A 17029-nucleotide genomic window follows, 5' to 3' on the forward strand; every position below is an offset into this window, starting at 1 on the left:
ACAATCAACGAAGGCCGCATTTGGCCTTAAAATACAAAACGCCCGATGAAGTTCATCGAGCGTTTTAAACTGAAAAAGTGTCAACCTATTTCAGGACTAGTCACCAGTTTTCGGAAAGGTGGCTTGGAAAAAGTTATTTTAAAACCACTATCAGCAAAGCTGATTTAGCTTTGGTTATTGCGTTTTGGATGGCGGAAACTGCGCTAATATTTTTTCGACAGTTTTGCGTGTGTCTGCAGCTTTTTGTTCACCGCCAGCATCAAAGTTGAATTTGTCGGTACCGCGCCAAATGAGACGATTGCTTGCGACATCAATCATATCTATCTGAATGGTTTGCACCTTGGTATGGTCATTACCAAGGGGGACGCCAACCGAGGTGCCAACACTCACACCACCGCTACTTCCCCATGTGCCGGTTCCCACTCCGATAGACATACCGGAATCTTTGGGTTTGTCTTCTACTTTAAAAGCATAGGTAACTTGAAATTGCGGTGCATTGTTATCTAAGTCGAAGCCTTTTGCGAGTAGGGTTTCCAATATGGCTTGCTCAATACGCCCGCCACTAAGCAAATCATTGTCTGCGTTGGCTGGTAGTTGAGCGAATCGTTGTAATTGGCTGAAGTCGTAGTTGGTATCGTAATCTTGCTTGGGTTTGCTGGCACAACCAGCGATGAGGCTTAAACTGAATAAGCAAATGAGTAATGACTTCATATTCTAAATGTCCTGTATCCGTTTGGGTCAATGTGAACCTAATTAATTAAATATGCAAGGTTTTTAAACTTATTGATGGATAAACTTTCGCCAATACCGATTAAATCAGTTATGGTTAAAGTATAGATGACAGATTGGTGTGAGGGCCGTGAGTGACGTTTTATGGAGCAACTTGAGTTCTTTGAAATTCCCAGTCCTTGTATTGGTGTCTGTCAAACAGATGCCAAGGGGTACTGTAAAGGATGCTTGCGTAATCGAGACGAGCGTTTTAATTGGCTGCATTTTTCCGATGCCAAGAAGTATGACGTGATTCGTCTTTGTAAGCAGCGTAAACGTCGGCGCCAGCTGGCGTTACTTAAAGCTAAGAAGCAACAAATCATTGAAGCTCGGCAGTTGGCCACGCCATCATTGGATTTTGATGATGGCCAATAGCGAGTTTTACTAATCGGTCTTTTCGGTTGATTTACGTAGATCTACATGGGGCCAAATTAGCGTAAATGCCGTATTGCCAGGCTGGCTCGACAGCTTCACCTCGCCTTGATGACGTTCCATGATGCGTTTGATAATTGCTAATCCAAGTCCGTGGCCTTTATTGCCATTTTGCACCACTTTACTGCGATAAAAAGGCTCAAAAATCATTTCTTGATCTTGTGGCGCAATCCCAGGTCCATCATCTGTCACCGTTAAACAAATGCGGTTACCTTGATTGATAAGGGCGATATCGATGTTGTGTTCGCTAAAGCGCTGCGCATTGGTGATGAGGTTTTGTAGGGCTCGTTCGATAAGTGAAGGATCGCCCATGACCTCCATAACGCGATCGGTATTAATACTGATGTTTTGATGGCCAAGTCCCTGCAAGCGCTCAACCGTTTTTTGTGTTAGCTGAGTGAGGTTACAACGTTCAAAATCTAAACTTTGGCGGTTCGACTCTAGGCTTGCATAGGTTAGCAGCTCTTGTAGTAGGTTCTCCATCTCTTTGACGTCTTGCTGCATGTCATCCAAGAAGGCTTGTCGCTTTTGCGGGTCGGTATCGGGAGTGCAATACTGTGGCGCTAAGGCGAGTGCAAATTTCAGTCTTGCAAGTGGCGTTCTTATTTCATGAGAAACCGCATTGGATAGGTGCTTTTGATTTTCTATCAATGCACTGATGTGCTTGGCCATTTCGTTAAATGTATCAGCCAGTGAATGTACTTGAGAGCTAGGAGAAAGTTGGATTTGGGTATCCCAATTAGCTTGACCAAATTTTCGGGTTGCATGGCGTAAGGTTTTTAAGTCTTTTGATAGTGGCCATACCCAAATTAGCGCGACAAATGCCAACGATAGATAGAAAAACAGGGTGAAGAGGCCCCTTAGTCGGCCGCGTGGATCAATTTCTACTGGGCCTGCGACTAATACTTGATTGTCGACTGCGATGAATTGCAGTTCATGGTTATCATCGTGTCGGGTTACTAAGATACTGTCGGAGTTCAACCCTTGGCTCTTGCCAAAAGCGACTTGAGATTGGTTTAGTAAACGCAGCGGATACGCCGGATTGTTATTGATTTTTTGTAAGTACTCATCCCGTTCATATTCGGGAAGGCTAGATAATAACTGGGCTAGGGCAATCAGTGGCGCATCCATATCACCACTGTCTTCAATATTATTTTGCCAAATGCTATCTAACGTCCAGCCGATACCTAAAAAGCTCAAGCTCAGTAGCAGGTAAAGGCTGATAAAAAGTCGTTTCAAGCGAAATCCAATCTCGGTTAGTTATTCCATGCTTCAGGTGCAAATAAGTAGCCTTGTCCCCAGACTGTTTTGATCCTGAAAGGTGTTTCAATATTATCGCCTAATTTTTTACGTAGGCGAGATATTCTTACATCTATTTTGCGATCTTTGCCATCAAAATCAATATTCAGCAGGTATTGATAAATATATTGGCGGCTTAACACTTGTCCCGCTTGGGAAGCCAGTAGCCATAACAATTCAAACTCATGACTGGTTAGATCAACCTCCGTGTCAGCTAGGCGAATCGCTTGAGTGTGGGGGTCGATACTCAATTTTCCAAAGCTTAAGCAGTGCGATTCCACTTGAGGGGGTTTAGCGGTTCGGCGCAATAGGTTATTAATACGCGCAATCAGCAACGCCGGGTCTACAGGCTTAACCACATAATCATCGGCACCGAGTTCTAATCCTTTGATTTGGTCTTCATTTGAACCTAATGCACTCATTAGTAAGATCGGCCCAGCAAAATAGTCTGGCAACTTCTCACATAAAGTGAGTCCATCCATGCCCGGCAGCATGATATCTAACAAAATGATATCTGGTTTGTAGTTAATTAAACGCGTTAGAACGGTATCACCGCGGCGTTCTACTTCAACGTGCATTCCATGCGACTTTAAATAATCCACAATCAAGTTAGCAAGACGAATATCGTCTTCTACTAACAGCACACGATGAGTCGATTGAGGTTCGGTCATTAGAATAAGCTCCATGGGTTTCGGTAGCGACGTCGCACCTGCTTTTCAGTGGCGGGCGAGACCTTCAGTTTTACACCAGCTAAGGTTTGATTGCTAACTTTATCAGTCATGATAAATTGCACATCCTTGCTAGCTTCTATCGAGATGGTTAATGAGTGTATGTCGGCGGAGTCGGCACACCACTTAGGTAGCTGCTCATGATCGGACATGATACAAATTGGCTGATCAAGACTTTCATCCCACTCAAGGGTTATCTCTATCTCACAGATATTATCGTCAATTGAGGTGATACAAAACTGCGGAGAGAGTTTTAAACTCGGTCCTAGGTCAAATTTACTGTTATTTGCCAACGCGCTAACGCTGCCAAAACATGACAGTAACAATAAACCCCAAGTAATTGAAAAAGGACGAAACAATTGCACTACACTTAAAACCTATAGGCTGTGCCAACAAAAAAGGTACTGGAGTAGCGCTCGTTTAGTAAGGGACTGTCGGCTATTTCATCGGCGATGTCAGTATAGCGGGCCAGAAACACCAATTCCCAATGCTCGGTCATCACATATTGGCTGGTAAACTCGATACCTAAGTTAATTGCTGATTGTGCGTTAAAATGCTCACTCCAATAAACATTTTCACTTGGGCGCACGCCATAATAGTAGTCCACTATTTCTTCACTCTTCCAGTCAAAGATAGCTGATAATTCAAACTTCCATTGCTCGACAGCGATGTTATAAAGCCACTTCAATTGTGCTTCAGTGCCTTGATGCACGTTAAACATATCATGTGCCAAGCTTAGATTGATGATACCAGCTCGAGTGTAAATAAACGCTTCAGCTCCGCCAAGAAGTGTAAAGTGTCGCGTTTCCAGTTCATTAAAAACTGGCTCCATTGAAGCAGGTGTTTTGTTATCTCCATTTGTATCAGAGAGATATGGACGTGTCCTAGCTTGTGGTTTTAGCGAACTGGTACCAGCGATAAAAATATTGGATGGGTCCCAACGATAGAAAAATGCGCTGTCCGAACTAAAGCTAGTGACCAGATTAATCGTATATTTTTCTTGTTCTGTTAACGTATAGCCGAAATTACCGTTATCAAAAAACCAGCTATCGCCGTAATAGGCTATCGTCGGTGCTATATAAATGGGGATATCGTCATAATCTTTTAATGGGTTGGATTTTTCGCCATAACCAACAGCAATACCAATGTCCCAGCGATCTATCTCAATACACTCGCTGTATTCGCCACAGCTATCGACCTGTTCAGCATAGCACTGCGGAAAGTACAGCAAAATGGCACTGAGTAAAATCAGGTTAAGCTTTTTCATAGCAGCTATTCAAAACCCCATCACAGAATTAACAAATCCTGCAACAGAGTATCATCTCGCATGCTTTAAGGCAGTTTTTTAATAGATTTTGATGCAAACTGATACACAAACTCGGTCAATGTTTGTCTGTTTGGTGTGTTTTGTTGCTTAATTGTGTGGTAAAGGTGGTGTTTGGTTTTTATTTTGTTGACAGATTTGTTGTAGCAACTTTTGTGGTGCACTCAGCAGCTGCTCTCTTGGTAGTGCCAGGCCTACCGTGCGTTTTAATTCGATATCCTGTAATTTTCTAAATACGATGTTTTTTTGTTCAGTGATCGCCGGAATATCGGGAACTAGAGCGATGCCGACACCAGCACTCACTAAGCCAATGGCGTATTCGATGGTTTGAATCCGCGCGCGAATTTGCAATTGTAATCCTTCTAAATCCATCAATTGTTGTAGTTCTGACAATGCCTCACAGGGAGCGCGGTAGATAAAAGGCTGTTGGTCCAAGTCACTTAGATTGATTTTACTTTGCAATCTAAGACTAAAGCTTGCTGGGATGGCTAATACGTAGTTATCTCGCCAAATCGCTTCGAATTGTTCGCTGGAGGTGAGGTCTGTGGTGGTAATTATTCTCGCGTCAGCGGTTTCGCTCGGTTCAACTAAAGTCAATTCGATATCATTTGCCGCATGAGTAAACTCCTTGAGTAATTCACTCATGCGTTGCACTCCCAATGAACGAATCAAGCCTAGTTTAAAAGCGGCTCGTTGTACAGGGGCGTTAAACAATGATTCAATGGCTTGGGATTCACTTAATAGCTTCTGCGCTAGTGGATAAAGTCTTAACCCTGCTTCTGTTGGGCGCACGCCTTTGCCATGACGAATAAATAGCTGACTATTTAGCTGTTTTTCTAATTGTACAATTGCAGTTGAAATCGAGGGTTGTGCAATATAGCAGTGTTTTGCCGCAGCGCTAATACTGCCTTTCTCTAGTACGGCGACAAAGTACTTTAATGCTCTTAAGTTCACGACACACCCCTTGATAATTCATCGCGATTACCTTTACGTAAGATATAGTTAATAGCTATATATAGTAAAGAAAAACAATATTTTTTATTGATGTTGATTGCGCTTATGCTAATGAATAAATTGATTAATCAATCAACACTAATGATAAGGAATCAGCATGGCACGGGTACATTTTGATTGGGCAGATCCATTGCAATTAAATCAGCTCTTATCTGAAGAGGAGCGAATGATCCGCGATACAGTTAACGAGTATGCGCAAGAGAAATTGATGGCTCGTGTGTTGATGGCTAACCGTGAAGAGCATTTCGATCGTGAAATCATGAATGAGCTGGGTGAGTTAGGATTACTTGGTGCCACGTTACCTGAGAAGTATGGCTGTTCGAATGTTAACTACGTGAGTTATGGTTTGGTCGCACGCGAAATTGAGCGTGTCGATAGTGGCTACCGTTCTGCGATGAGCGTGCAATCTTCTTTGGTGATGCACCCTATCTTTGAGTACGGCAGCGAAGCGCAACGGCAAAAATACTTGCCGAAATTGGCCAGTGGCGAATGGGTAGGCTGTTTTGGTTTAACAGAGCCAGATGTCGGCTCAGACCCAGGTGGAATGAAAACTCGCGCAGAAGCTATTGATGGTGGCTATCGACTCAATGGTGCCAAAATGTGGATCACTAATTCACCCATTGCCGATGTCTTTATTGTATGGGCAAAGCTGGATGGGGACATTCGTGGTTTTATTCTCGAAAAGGGCATGGCTGGTTTAAGTGCACCAAAAATTGAAGGTAAGTTTTCGCTGCGAGCATCGATCACTGGAGAGATCGTGATGGACAATGTCGAGGTACCTGAATCGGCATTATTACCTAATGTCAGTGGACTCAAAGGGCCATTTGGTTGTTTGAATAAAGCGCGCTATGGCATCGCTTGGGGTGCGTTAGGTGCTGCTGAATTTTGTTGGCATGCCGCGCGTCAATATAGCTTAGATAGAGTGCAGTTTAATCGTCCGTTGGCAGCGACTCAGCTTATCCAAAAGAAACTCGCTGATATGCAAACTGAAATTGCCACTGGGTTAATGGCCTGTTTACAGGCCGGTCGTTTGATGGATGCGGGTCAGTTACCCGTAGAAACGATTTCACTGATCAAACGAAACTCCTGCGGCAAGGCGTTGGATATTGCTCGCGTGGCTCGAGACATCCACGGTGGCAATGGTATATCTGACGAGTTTCATGTGATTCGACATGTGATGAATTTAGAAGCGGTCAATACTTATGAAGGCACCCATGATATTCATGCGTTGATTTTAGGGCGCGCACAAACAGGCATTCAAGCGTTCGGGTGATCGATACAGGGAAGCGTGATGGCTTCCTTGCAACTCTCAATTAGCTAGGTAATGGATTCGTATGGAAGACAGAGCTATCGCTATCGATCGCAGTTTTATCGATCGCATCAATCAACATCAATTCAGTGAGATTGCCGTGGGCCATGACCATCGGCAGCTAGGGCTGACTGATGAGCAATTTTTAGGATTATTTGAGTCACAACTAAAAAGTCGATTATTGGATTTAGAGTCCCGCAAAATGCGTGCTCGTAATGAAGGCTTTTATACTATAGGCAGCGCAGGCCATGAAGGTAACGCTGCATATGGGTTGGCCTTTCGGCCCGATGATATGGCGTTTTTACATTATAGAAGTGCGGCGTTTATGCTTGAGCGGGGACGCCATGTTGATGGACAAAGCCAGCTTTATGATATGTTGCTCTCCTTTGCGGCAGCCAGCGATGACCCCATTTCCGGCGGTCGTCACAAGGTATTGGGAAGCAAAGCGTTAAATATTCCACCGCAAACTTCAACAATTGCATCGCATTTACCTAAAGCTGTTGGTGCTGCGCTCAGTATTCCTTTAACTGAACGCGTCGCTGTAGCGGCGCATATGGCTGCAGATAGTGTCGTGCTATGTAATTTTGGCGATGCTTCGGCCAACCATGCCAGTGCGCAAACTGCCATCAACGCTGCATGCTGGGCAGCATATCAACATGTACCAATGCCGCTGGTGTTTATTTGTGAAGATAATGGCATTGGTATTTCAACTCCAACGCCCCAAGGGTGGATTGCGGCTAATTTTGCGCATCGTCCGGCACTAAAATACATTGCCTGCGATGGTCGTGACGTACTGGATTGTTACCGAGCAAGTCGGGCTGCAGCTGACTATGCCAGAACGCAACGCTCACCCGTATTTTTGCATGTCAGAACCGTGAGGTTAATGGGGCATGCCGGCAGTGATGCTGAAATCGCCTATATGAGTAAGCAGCAAATACTCGATAATGAAGCTCAAGATCCCCTACTGGTTTCCGCTCAGCAAGTGATAGCGGCAGGTTTGATGACTTCAGAGCAAATTATCGCCCGTTACCAAACCCTCAAAGCGCAAATAGCCGCAATTGCAACGATGGCGGTCAAGCGGCCAAAGTTAACCACTGCGGCTGATGTGATGACATCGATAGTGCCGCCGAAGAGACAATGGCAAGCTCCTAGTAACTTAGATGATGCGCAGTTAGCTGCGTTATTTAAAGCCGATAAGGCCTCACTAGGCAAAGCGGTTCATATGGGAAAACTGCTTAATTTAACACTCACTGAGTTAATGGCGAAGCACAAGAACATCGTGGTTTGTGGTGAAGATGTGGGACGTAAAGGTGGGGTTTATCATGTTACTGCGCGTTTAGTTGAGCGCTTTGGCCCCAATAGGGTGATTAACACTTTGCTCGATGAAACTTCTATTTTGGGTCTCGGAATTGGTATGGCTCATAACGGCATACTGCCCATCGTTGAGATTCAGTTTCTCGCTTATGTGCATAATGCCGAAGATCAAATTCGCGGTGAAGCTGCAACCTTACCGTTTTTTTCCAATGGTCAATTTACTAACCCTATGGTGATTCGGATTGCTGGATTGGCATATCAGCGAGGCTTTGGTGGTCACTTTCATAATGACAATTCGTTCGCTGTGTTTAGAGATATTCCGGGGATTATTATTGCCTGCCCATCAAATGGCCAAGATGCGATGGCAATGCTTAGAGAATGTGTGCGTCTAGCTGCAGAGGAGCAGCGTGTGGTGGTATTTCTTGAGCCTATTGCTCGCTATATGACGCGCGATCTTTTGGTTGAAGGTGATGGGCTTTGGAGTCATGAATATCAAGGTGAAGCACACAGTACGGTGGTTAACTTCGGTGAGTCCCATGTCGAGGATGGAGGTAAGCAATTACTCATCATTAGCTACGGCAATGGTTATTATCTTAGTAGGCAGGCACAACAAAAGTTGCTCGATGAAGGCTGGCAAGTTTCGGTAATGGATTTACGTTGGCTGGCACCACTTAATATTGAAGCGGTAGCGGCAGCAAGTCACAATGCACAGCGTATTTTGGTGGTTGATGAATGTCGGCAAACCGGTTCGCTGAGTGAGCAAATTGTTACCGAACTACATGAACATCTTGGCGAACAATGTCCTGCCATTGAGCGCATCACCGCAAAAGATTGTTTTATTCCTCTGGCTGACGCTGCCACTTTGCCGCTACCGAGTTGTGATGACATTTTGCTAACCGCACGACGTATGTTGACTCAAAATAGCTTATTAAAGGTGAATGCATGACTGAGAAAAATAACCGCCAAAGAGTAGTGGTGATTGCACCTGGACGAGGTTGTTATAACAAGTCTGAACTCGGTTACCTTAATCGATATCATCACGATAAAATTGACTTAATTGATACCATTGACCGTTATCGGATTAAGCAGCAACAAACTTCGATTGTCGAATTGGACAACGCTAAAAAATACAGTTTTAAGTTGCATACCCCAGGTGAGAATGCGTCGGCACTCATTCATGCTTGTGCATTAGGGGACTTTCTCGACATTGATCAGAGTCGCTTTGAAGTGGTTGCGGTTACAGGCAACTCCATGGGGTGGTATATCGCTATGGTATGTGCCGGTGCGCTAAATCAGCAAAGTGGTATTGAAGTGATCAATACCATGGGCTCGATGATGAGCGATGGCTTGATTGGTGGGCAACTCATCTACCCTGTTATCAATGAAAATTGGCATATAGAACAACAGCAGCTTGATTTAGTTGAGCAGGTTATCGATAACGTAAATCAGCAGGAAGGTTGTGAGCTGTATTTATCGATTAAATTGGGCGGTTATCGGGTGCTTGCTGGCAATGAAGCGGGCCTGACATTGGCAAGTGAACTACTACCTGAGATAGATAATCGATACCCCATGCGCTTGTATAATCATGGCGCCTTTCATTCACCGCTGATGGCCGATATTTCACAGCAAGGCATGGAGTTGTTACCTCCGCATTTATTTACAGCACCACAGATTCCCCTAATCGATGGTCGTGGGCATTTATGGTATCCGTTAACCACAGAGTCCAATGCGCTTCGTCAATATACACTCGCTGAACAGGTGCTAAAGCCCTATGACTATAGTTGCGCGGTTCAAGTTGCGGTAAAAGAGTTTGCTCCCGATAAAGTGATTGTACTTGGACCAGGCAATACCTTGGGCGGCGCAACAGCGCAGTCGTTAATTGATATTGACTGGTTTAGCTGGGGAAATAAAGCTGAATTTAGTTCGGCGCAACAACATCAACCACAGCTGATTGCGATGGGGGATGAGACGCAGCGTGCACTTGTGACTCATTCAAATTAGTATAAGAATTTGATCTGCTGAACGACTAAATGTTGATATAGATTGGTAAAAGACTTCATCTAAAAAGCTGTGATGATACTTGGTCATTAAACCTAATCACTCACACTAAAAGCTACACCTAACAAATAAAAGATGGCGCTCACTTTAAGCGCGCTTAATTTAGGGTTGTATTGACTGCGGCAACGATTTCTTGTTTGGTTGACGGTTTTAATATGTAGCCTTTTAATCCCAGCTGTGCCCAGCGCTTGATTAAGTCTCGATTATTATTGCTGGTTAAGGCGATAACGGGGATATCTTGGCCGTTATTGACCACTTTAATTTGTTTGGTGGTATTGATACCGTCAAGGTTGGGCATAAACAGATCCATCAGGATCAGTGAGTAGTCATTAGCCTTAATTTTTTTAAGCGCAGTAATGCCGTCACTGGCTTCGTCGGTATCAAATCGATCTTGCTGTAACGCCTTTACGATCATTTCTCGATAGAGGTGATTGTCTTCTACCACGAGTATTTTGTGTTTTTGTGGTTTCGACTCCGGTGTTGGTGCTAATAGATCGTTTAGAGTCTGGGTGTCAGTACTTTTTTGGGATCTCGTCTGACCATGGCTTTGTTTAAGATGAAGCTGTTTGGTCAGCATTTGATCCAACATGGCATCGAGTCCTGATTTTATTTGCTCTTCTAAATCAGCTAATAGTGGGTCGATATGTTGGCTTTTTAATGAGGCGATAATTTTTTCTGGATTCTCGACTTGCTCTGGTGTGGGAGTCGGCGTGGCCTCAATGGCAGATTTACAATTGGCGACCGAGTTGAGTAACTGTTCACGACAACTACTCCCACTGTCAATTAGCGTGCGCAAACTGTTATCGATATCTTCGAGTTGTTCTTCAGAAAGACCTTGATATTGGCTATTGGACTGGGTGATTGTAAGACCATTATGAACAATGGCCTTTAATCGAAACTTTTCGTATAAGGGTTGGTAAACAAAGTAGTTGTCGAACACGTTCTTGATACAACAGCGAAATGCAATGCTCGACTCTTTGTTTTTACACATCAACACACTGTAATGAATAAAGTCGATAACGCGTGCATCAATTAACTTAGTGTAGAGTTCAATGCTGTCGGTGATACTATTCATGGCAAATAAAATCACGCTTGGTTTAAACTGTTGCAGACGATCTCGAATATGTCGATCAGCAGGCAGGGTGCGGTAGTCAGCCACTTGCTCTGAAATAATACTTGCAGCGCCGACAATATCTTCTTCATGCTCATAGATCATGACGACTTTGGGGTGACGACAAACAATATTGGATTTCTTCATCATTGTTGGATCGCTCTAATAAGGCTTTGCAATGCCTGCTTAAGAGATAGAATAAGCTCTTTAGTGAGGGCTTTATCCTCTTGCAAGGAGGCATTTTCTATCATTTGTAAAACTTCCCCGACTTGCAATGCGCCAATGGCACGTGCTGATGTTTTGAGAAAGTGAGCTTCCTGTTTGACTTCAGTAAAGTCTGATTGATTAAAACTGGTGGCGAGTTTTTTCAAACTCTGTTGTGCTTGCTGCATGAACTGACGTTGAAAATTAACAATCTCTTGCTGATCATCACCAATCAAATCAATTAGTACATTTGTATCTAACACTGGAGCTTCAGCTAGCTTCATGGCTGTACCACCTTTGCATCACTTTTTCTAAATCGCGCAATTGGATGGGTTTACTGACGAAATCGTTCATTCCCGACTCGTAACAGTAGTCCAGTTCGGTGCTCATGGCGGCACCAGTGATGGCGACAATGGGGATAGCTTGCTTGTTAGCTATCGCCTCAAGATCACGAATTTTTTTCGACATATCGTAACCATCAAGATTGGGCATATGACAGTCAGTCAAAATGAGTTTGTAGTGCTCGTTTTGCCATAGTTCGATGCCGTCAACGCCATCGCCAGCTAAATCGCACTGATAGCCAAGGGTTTTTAATTGTTTAACAATGAGTTTTTGATTCAATGGGTTATCTTCAACTACTAAAATATCGGCGCAATCATTATGGGGCAGTGCGTTGGGCTGAGTCGTTGATTCACTAAAGATCTCATCTTCAAAGCATAAATCTAAGTTGTCTAAATCAATGGCATGTCGCTGGGTAATAGCATCATGTATCGCTTGAATTAATTGTGCTTGGCACATGGGGAAAGGATTGAGGTGGTTAGCCAATGGCAGCAGATTTTGTAACTTTTCTTTATTTTTACTCGGGGTTAATACCACCAAATTGTCAGCATGCTCGTTTTGTCTAAATAACTGCGTTAATTCTTGTTCACTGTAGCTAAAGTCATGACTCAAGACTAAGGTGGCATCATAGTGTTGCTCAGCGGAAAACAGCGCGTTGAGGGGGATGTTTTCCACAGTCGCACCGGCATTTTCAAGGTATGCTTTAATCCAATCTTGATTCAATGGTTGCCCTTGTAAACCGACAAGTGCGACATGGTTTCCTGCTAATGTTTGATTATCTCGTGTCGACTTTGCTGGCCAAAAGGGGATTTCTACACTGAAACTTGAGCCTTTACCTGGTGTGCTTTCAAGCTTAATCTCACCGGCAAGTAAATTGGTTAATTTGCCGCATATTGCTAGCCCTAATCCGGTGCCGCCGTATTCTCTTGTGGTTGATTTTTGCGCCTGAACAAACGGGGTGAACAGTTGCTTTTGGGTCTGTTTATCAATGCCTATGCCGGTATCTGATACTGTAAATCTGACTCGAGTGACCACGCTGTTTTGTTCGCAGATAGCAACCTTTAAGGTCACAACGCCTTGGTTGCCGTCCCGTGTATGGGTAAACTTCATCGCATTGCTCAGCAGGTTATACAGTATTTGCCTCACTTTAACGCTGTCGCCCTCTAATAACACCGGAATCTCCGGTGCTTCTTGAATAATAAAATCAAGGTTGTGACGATGGGCGGTGGGAGCAAAAAGTTGCTGCAGGTTTAACACGATATCTGCAATGGAAAAATCTGCTTGTTCAACATCCATTTTGCCCGACTCAATTTTGTTGATATCTAAAATGTCATTGAGGATGTAAATGAGATTGTTGGCTGAGGTGGACGCGGTATCAATCAGCTCTTTAGTTTCTTTTTTATCGTCAGTAAACTCAAGCAGCTCGAGGGCACCGATGACAGCATTCATTGGCGTGCGCAGCTCATGGCTTATCATTGACAGAAATTCACTCTTAGCTTGGCTTGCGCGTTCTGCTAGCTCTTTTGCTCGTTGTAACTCGACTGTGCGCTGTTTGACCCGGCTTTCAAGGTTGTTATTGCTCTCTTTTAATGCCAGTTGTGCCTTAATGATGGGCGATTGGTCAATACATACCCCATCAATACGGGTATTTTGATTAAACTCGTTTTTACCTACTTTGCCTTTTGCGACGATATATACGGTTTGTGGGCCATCGAGGACGATGCGGTATTCTTGGTCAAAAGGTTCACCGGTTTTCAAAGAGTGTTCTAGGGCGGCAAATACCCGCTCACTATCTTCAGGGTGGAGCCGCTCAACCCAAGCGTTAAGATCGCCACGACGGTGCGGGGCGATACCACACATGTCATTGGCTCTCATGTCCCAGTTCCATTTCCAATTGCCCTGGTCATCGACTTCTGAATGCCAATTACCTATGTTGCCAGCATCAAGTGCTAAGTCGCGTGCTTCATACAGGGCCTTTAAGTCCTTGAGCATGTCGTTTGATTCGGTTTTGTCTAACACTAACCCGATAAGCACAGACGAAACTTTATGAAATTCGAAGTGTTTTGCACGTAGTTCAAAAATCTGATGGGGTTGATGGCTCATGCTAAATTGAAAGCAACTGCTTTCATTTAATGAGCTTAAGTCGGCTAAGCCTGCCAGTTTATAGCGGTCACTGGGTTGCACCGACTCAACAAAGGTTTGCCAAGATACCTCGTGACTAAGCTCCAATTTCAATAACTGCTTCATTTTGGTTGAGCAATTGAACTTCATACTGGTTAAGTCGAGTTGCCAAACCCCAATATCGGCTGATTCAATGAGCTGATTAAACTGGTACTGGCAGGGTTTATCAGAGGTTTGCGGAGTAAAAAGTAACAGATAATGTGAGTTTTTTTCATCAAACTTTGCTGAAACACTCACTCGAGAGCAGCCATGTTGATGCTTAAACATGAACACGGATTCACTATTTCCTTCAAGCGCTTTTAATGAAGTCACACTGGCAGATAAGACCGGAAAGGTCATAGGGAGCAACTGCTCGATGATGTTATTTGTAGCTGCGGAATCGAGTTGATAATCAAATTGCTGTTTGAAGGCCTCATTGCAGTCAACAATTTGACCTTGCTCTTGGCAGATAAGCATTGCAAATGGAAAAGCCTCATCCATGAATTGATACTGCATAAGCCTGTTATATCCATATAAAAGGGTTTGACTTTAAGTGTAGCAGTAAATTTTTTCCTGCGTATGCAGCTTAGATAGATGTGATTATGTTTTTGATAAGGAATCACTTGGTTTTTAGCTAAAACCAAGTGACATCATTAGGATTTAGTTTTTTGTGTTGTTTGTTTGCTGATGGATGAAGGCGATAGCCTGATCATCAAGGACTTTATTTGACAGGTAAGTGCTGCCGTTAGCCACTTTGAGCAACATACCCGCCGAAGTTGGGGTTACTTGCTCTATTTGCTCCCAAGTGATTAGCTGTTCAATCACATCGGAATGGCTGTGAATACCTGTTTCATCAATGGTTAAGTTAACGGGGTGGCCTGAGGCTTTACTCATGAGTTGGCGCCATAGCCACCAGGCTCTTTTAAAACGTACGCTGAGGCCTTCTACAAACCCAAGTCCGATAATAAACCAAGAAGCATAGGCGTTGATATCTGTCAGTAGCAATGCGGTACCGATGAAAATGAATCCTATGGCTTTAGTGTAAGGTTTAAGCCCTGTTGTTTGTGGGACGGATTGGTCAAAACACTCTAGGTAGTAGGCTTTATCTAAAATGTATTGTTGTTGATATTTATATGATGCAGTCATGGTTTGGTATGGCCTGAGTTAACTGACGCTAGTCTACCTTGAATCAAACACGTTGCAAAATAAGCCTGTCGCTGGCACACAATAAGCGGCAATTATTTAGGTATTTGTTAGCGATTAAACCGGCGAGCGGGCAACATCATTAAAGGATGTTAACCTTGTGTGGGCTTTTCTTTAATGATCTGTTTGTTACTGTTTAACATTACAGGAGTGAGTTACTTATCAAGGAAATGTGATGCAATCAACTAAAGAGACAGCGACACAAAGTAAGTCGACCAAGGACAACAATAAAGCACAGCACATAAGCAACCATAGTTGGCTACATGATCTGTACGCGATGGATACCGGCTTAGCGTTACTTCATTCGATGACGCAGTCTAAAACACTGATGATCATGGTAATAGCTGGTGTGTTGTTATTTGGTGGCTTTATGGGCGGGCTTTTTCTAATGGCGCCATAATCGCAAACCTTAATTCCCACTATTGCGCGCTATGCCTATAGCCAACTAGCTGCTTGGCTTGTTGAGTATGCTTTGTAGATAGTTCTATTACAACCAGAAGACCCAAGCCAACTGGGTTTACTTTTTGTGCATTAATCTTTAGGTTTGAGTTTTATATCAAAAATATAGAACACTATGCGACAGCGAATATTGATAACTGGTGCAAGCTCGGGTCTAGGTAAACAGATGGCTATTGAATACGCCTATCAAGGCCGTGATTTAGTCTTATGTGCGCGACGATTAGAGAACTTACAACAGCTGCAACAGCAATTACTACAGGTTAATGCCAATATTAGCGTACATATCTATCCACTAGATGTCGATGATCATCAGTCTGTTTTTGATGTGTTTAATCAAGCGGCAGAACAACTTGGTGGCCTAGATCGTATCATTATCAATGCTGGTATTGGTAAGGGCGCCAGCATTGGTACTGGACAGTTCCAGGCCAATAAAGCCACCGCGATGACCAACTTTGTCGCCGCATTGGCACAAGCAGAAGCCGCTATGGCGATATTTAGGCGCCAAAACGCAGGTCATTTGGTGACGATCTCTTCGGTGAGCGCTGCACGTGGGTTTCGCCGGGCAATGACAGTGTATGCAGCCACAAAAGCGGCCCTGACTTCGATGACAGAGGGGATAGCCGTTGATGTGCTAGGTACACCAATCAAGGTTTCCTGTATTCATCCAGGTTTTATTCGTACTGAAATAAATGCCAAAGTTGACAAGGTGCCATTTATCGTTGATTTGGAAACCGGTGGTCGCGCCTTGTATGCAGCAATAGAAAAAGAGCGGCCAGCTAGTTATGTTCCAAGCTGGCCTTGGGCTGTTGTATATCGGTTGTTAGCACTTGTGCCGCAGAGTTTTTTACGTAAATTGAGTTAGTGATACTTGCGCTATTGAGGTCAGTCATAGCGATTGCGTAGCGTTGGTTGATCAGACAAATATTCAACAAATTCGATTTCAAAACCATCAGGGTCGATAAAATACGCATTTTTTCGATAAGGGTCTTCGGCTCCTTCTTTATCGACCTCAAACCCAGCCGTTGCAAGCCTTTCAATCACTGAATCTAGGTTGTTGGTGACAAAAGCAAAATGTGCTAAGCCGACTTGATGTCCTGTTAAGTCTCTATTGTCACTATCACCGTCATTATTGAGTGCAATGTATTGATATTCATCGCCAAAATGCACCCAGTGGCGGGGAACCCCGTACCAACTACCAGTACCGCCGCCGCGTACAGACCAATGTGGAAAGGCTGCTTGATAGAAGCGCAATGCCGTGGGGATATCTCTTATTACTAAGTTAATATGCTCTAAATGAATCATAACCA

The 17029-nt window shown here is 43.8% G+C and carries 17 protein-coding genes; 6 read left to right on the top strand and 11 right to left on the bottom strand.

Going from position 1 to position 17029, the window contains the following annotated elements:
- Positions 1–174: 174 nt before the first annotated feature.
- On the bottom strand, positions 175–711 hold the full coding sequence (locus tag ACHUFW_RS00005) for a DUF4136 domain-containing protein (protein ID WP_394199766.1): 537 nt from the start codon (positions 709–711) through the stop codon (positions 175–177).
- Between the two features lie 162 nt (positions 712–873).
- Here ACHUFW_RS00005 and ACHUFW_RS00010 point away from each other — a divergent pair, with 162 nt between their 5' ends.
- Positions 874–1143, top strand: a complete 270-nt coding sequence (locus ACHUFW_RS00010) for a DUF1289 domain-containing protein (protein WP_394199768.1) — start codon at positions 874–876, stop codon at positions 1141–1143.
- A gap of 9 nt (positions 1144–1152) precedes the next feature.
- Here ACHUFW_RS00010 and ACHUFW_RS00015 read toward each other — a convergent pair whose 3' ends face one another.
- From ACHUFW_RS00015 to ACHUFW_RS00035, 5 genes are all read right to left on the bottom strand, one after another.
- On the bottom strand, positions 1153–2439 hold the full coding sequence (locus ACHUFW_RS00015; RefSeq protein ID WP_394199770.1) for an ATP-binding protein: 1287 nt from the start codon (positions 2437–2439) through the stop codon (positions 1153–1155).
- A gap of 17 nt (positions 2440–2456) precedes the next feature.
- Positions 2457–3170, bottom strand: coding sequence for a response regulator (locus tag ACHUFW_RS00020; RefSeq protein ID WP_394199772.1), 714 nt, complete (start codon positions 3168–3170; stop codon positions 2457–2459).
- Positions 3170–3592: a DUF3019 domain-containing protein gene (locus tag ACHUFW_RS00025; RefSeq protein WP_394199774.1), complete on the bottom strand. Its 423-nt coding sequence runs from the start codon at positions 3590–3592 to the stop codon at positions 3170–3172. Before ACHUFW_RS00025 ends, ACHUFW_RS00020 begins: the two co-directional genes overlap by 1 nt.
- Before the next feature lie 5 nt (positions 3593–3597).
- Entirely contained in the window at positions 3598–4494 is an 897-nt protein-coding gene (locus tag ACHUFW_RS00030) for a MipA/OmpV family protein (RefSeq protein ID WP_394199776.1), read from the bottom strand.
- A 147-nt stretch (positions 4495–4641) separates the two neighbouring features.
- The gene (locus ACHUFW_RS00035) at positions 4642–5505 is read right to left on the bottom strand and encodes a LysR family transcriptional regulator (RefSeq protein WP_394199778.1); all 864 of its coding nucleotides are present in this window, start codon (positions 5503–5505) and stop codon (positions 4642–4644) included.
- Between the two features lie 157 nt (positions 5506–5662).
- On the opposite strand from ACHUFW_RS00035, the gene ACHUFW_RS00040 reads away from it, so the two are divergent.
- The 3 genes from ACHUFW_RS00040 (at position 5663) to ACHUFW_RS00050 (ending at position 10189) form a co-directional block, all read left to right on the top strand.
- Entirely contained in the window at positions 5663–6838 is a 1176-nt protein-coding gene (locus ACHUFW_RS00040; RefSeq protein ID WP_394199779.1) for an acyl-CoA dehydrogenase, read from the top strand.
- A gap of 61 nt (positions 6839–6899) precedes the next feature.
- A complete protein-coding gene (locus ACHUFW_RS00045; protein WP_394199781.1) occupies positions 6900–9134 on the top strand; it encodes a dehydrogenase E1 component subunit alpha/beta in 2235 nt (744 codons plus the stop codon).
- The gene (locus tag ACHUFW_RS00050; RefSeq protein WP_394199783.1) at positions 9131–10189 is read left to right on the top strand and encodes an ACP S-malonyltransferase; all 1059 of its coding nucleotides are present in this window, start codon (positions 9131–9133) and stop codon (positions 10187–10189) included. Before ACHUFW_RS00045 ends, ACHUFW_RS00050 begins: the two co-directional genes overlap by 4 nt.
- 154 nt (positions 10190–10343) lie before the next feature.
- Here ACHUFW_RS00050 and ACHUFW_RS00055 read toward each other — a convergent pair whose 3' ends face one another.
- The 4 genes from ACHUFW_RS00055 to ACHUFW_RS00070 all read right to left on the bottom strand — a co-directional run bounded on the left by ACHUFW_RS00055 (position 10344) and on the right by ACHUFW_RS00070 (position 15206).
- Positions 10344–11507 (bottom strand): response regulator, encoded by a 1164-nt coding sequence (locus ACHUFW_RS00055; RefSeq protein ID WP_394199785.1) that lies wholly within the window; start codon positions 11505–11507, stop codon positions 10344–10346.
- Positions 11504–11845 (bottom strand): Hpt domain-containing protein, encoded by a 342-nt coding sequence (locus ACHUFW_RS00060; protein ID WP_394199787.1) that lies wholly within the window; start codon positions 11843–11845, stop codon positions 11504–11506. The genes ACHUFW_RS00055 and ACHUFW_RS00060 overlap by 4 nt, the downstream gene beginning before the upstream one ends.
- On the bottom strand, positions 11832–14576 hold the full coding sequence (locus ACHUFW_RS00065) for a PAS domain-containing hybrid sensor histidine kinase/response regulator (protein ID WP_394199789.1): 2745 nt from the start codon (positions 14574–14576) through the stop codon (positions 11832–11834). The genes ACHUFW_RS00060 and ACHUFW_RS00065 overlap by 14 nt, the downstream gene beginning before the upstream one ends.
- A 144-nt stretch (positions 14577–14720) precedes the next feature.
- The gene (locus ACHUFW_RS00070) at positions 14721–15206 is read right to left on the bottom strand and encodes a YcxB family protein (protein WP_394199791.1); all 486 of its coding nucleotides are present in this window, start codon (positions 15204–15206) and stop codon (positions 14721–14723) included.
- A 232-nt stretch (positions 15207–15438) separates the two neighbouring features.
- Between ACHUFW_RS00070 and ACHUFW_RS00075 the strand changes: the two genes are divergently transcribed.
- A complete protein-coding gene (locus ACHUFW_RS00075; protein WP_394199793.1) occupies positions 15439–15663 on the top strand; it encodes a hypothetical protein in 225 nt (74 codons plus the stop codon).
- A gap of 174 nt (positions 15664–15837) precedes the next feature.
- Positions 15838–16584 carry an SDR family oxidoreductase gene (locus ACHUFW_RS00080; protein ID WP_394199795.1) on the top strand — a complete coding sequence of 249 codons (747 nt, stop codon included), beginning with the start codon at positions 15838–15840 and terminating at the stop codon, positions 16582–16584.
- Positions 16585–16604: 20 nt separating this feature from the next.
- On the opposite strand, the gene ACHUFW_RS00085 is transcribed toward ACHUFW_RS00080, so the two are convergent.
- The gene (locus tag ACHUFW_RS00085) at positions 16605–17024 is read right to left on the bottom strand and encodes a VOC family protein (RefSeq protein WP_394199797.1); all 420 of its coding nucleotides are present in this window, start codon (positions 17022–17024) and stop codon (positions 16605–16607) included.
- Positions 17025–17029 lie beyond the last annotated feature (5 nt).

It is taken from the genome of Shewanella waksmanii, from assembly GCF_043643685.1.
Classification (GTDB): Bacteria; Pseudomonadota; Gammaproteobacteria; order Enterobacterales; family Shewanellaceae; genus Shewanella; species Shewanella waksmanii_A.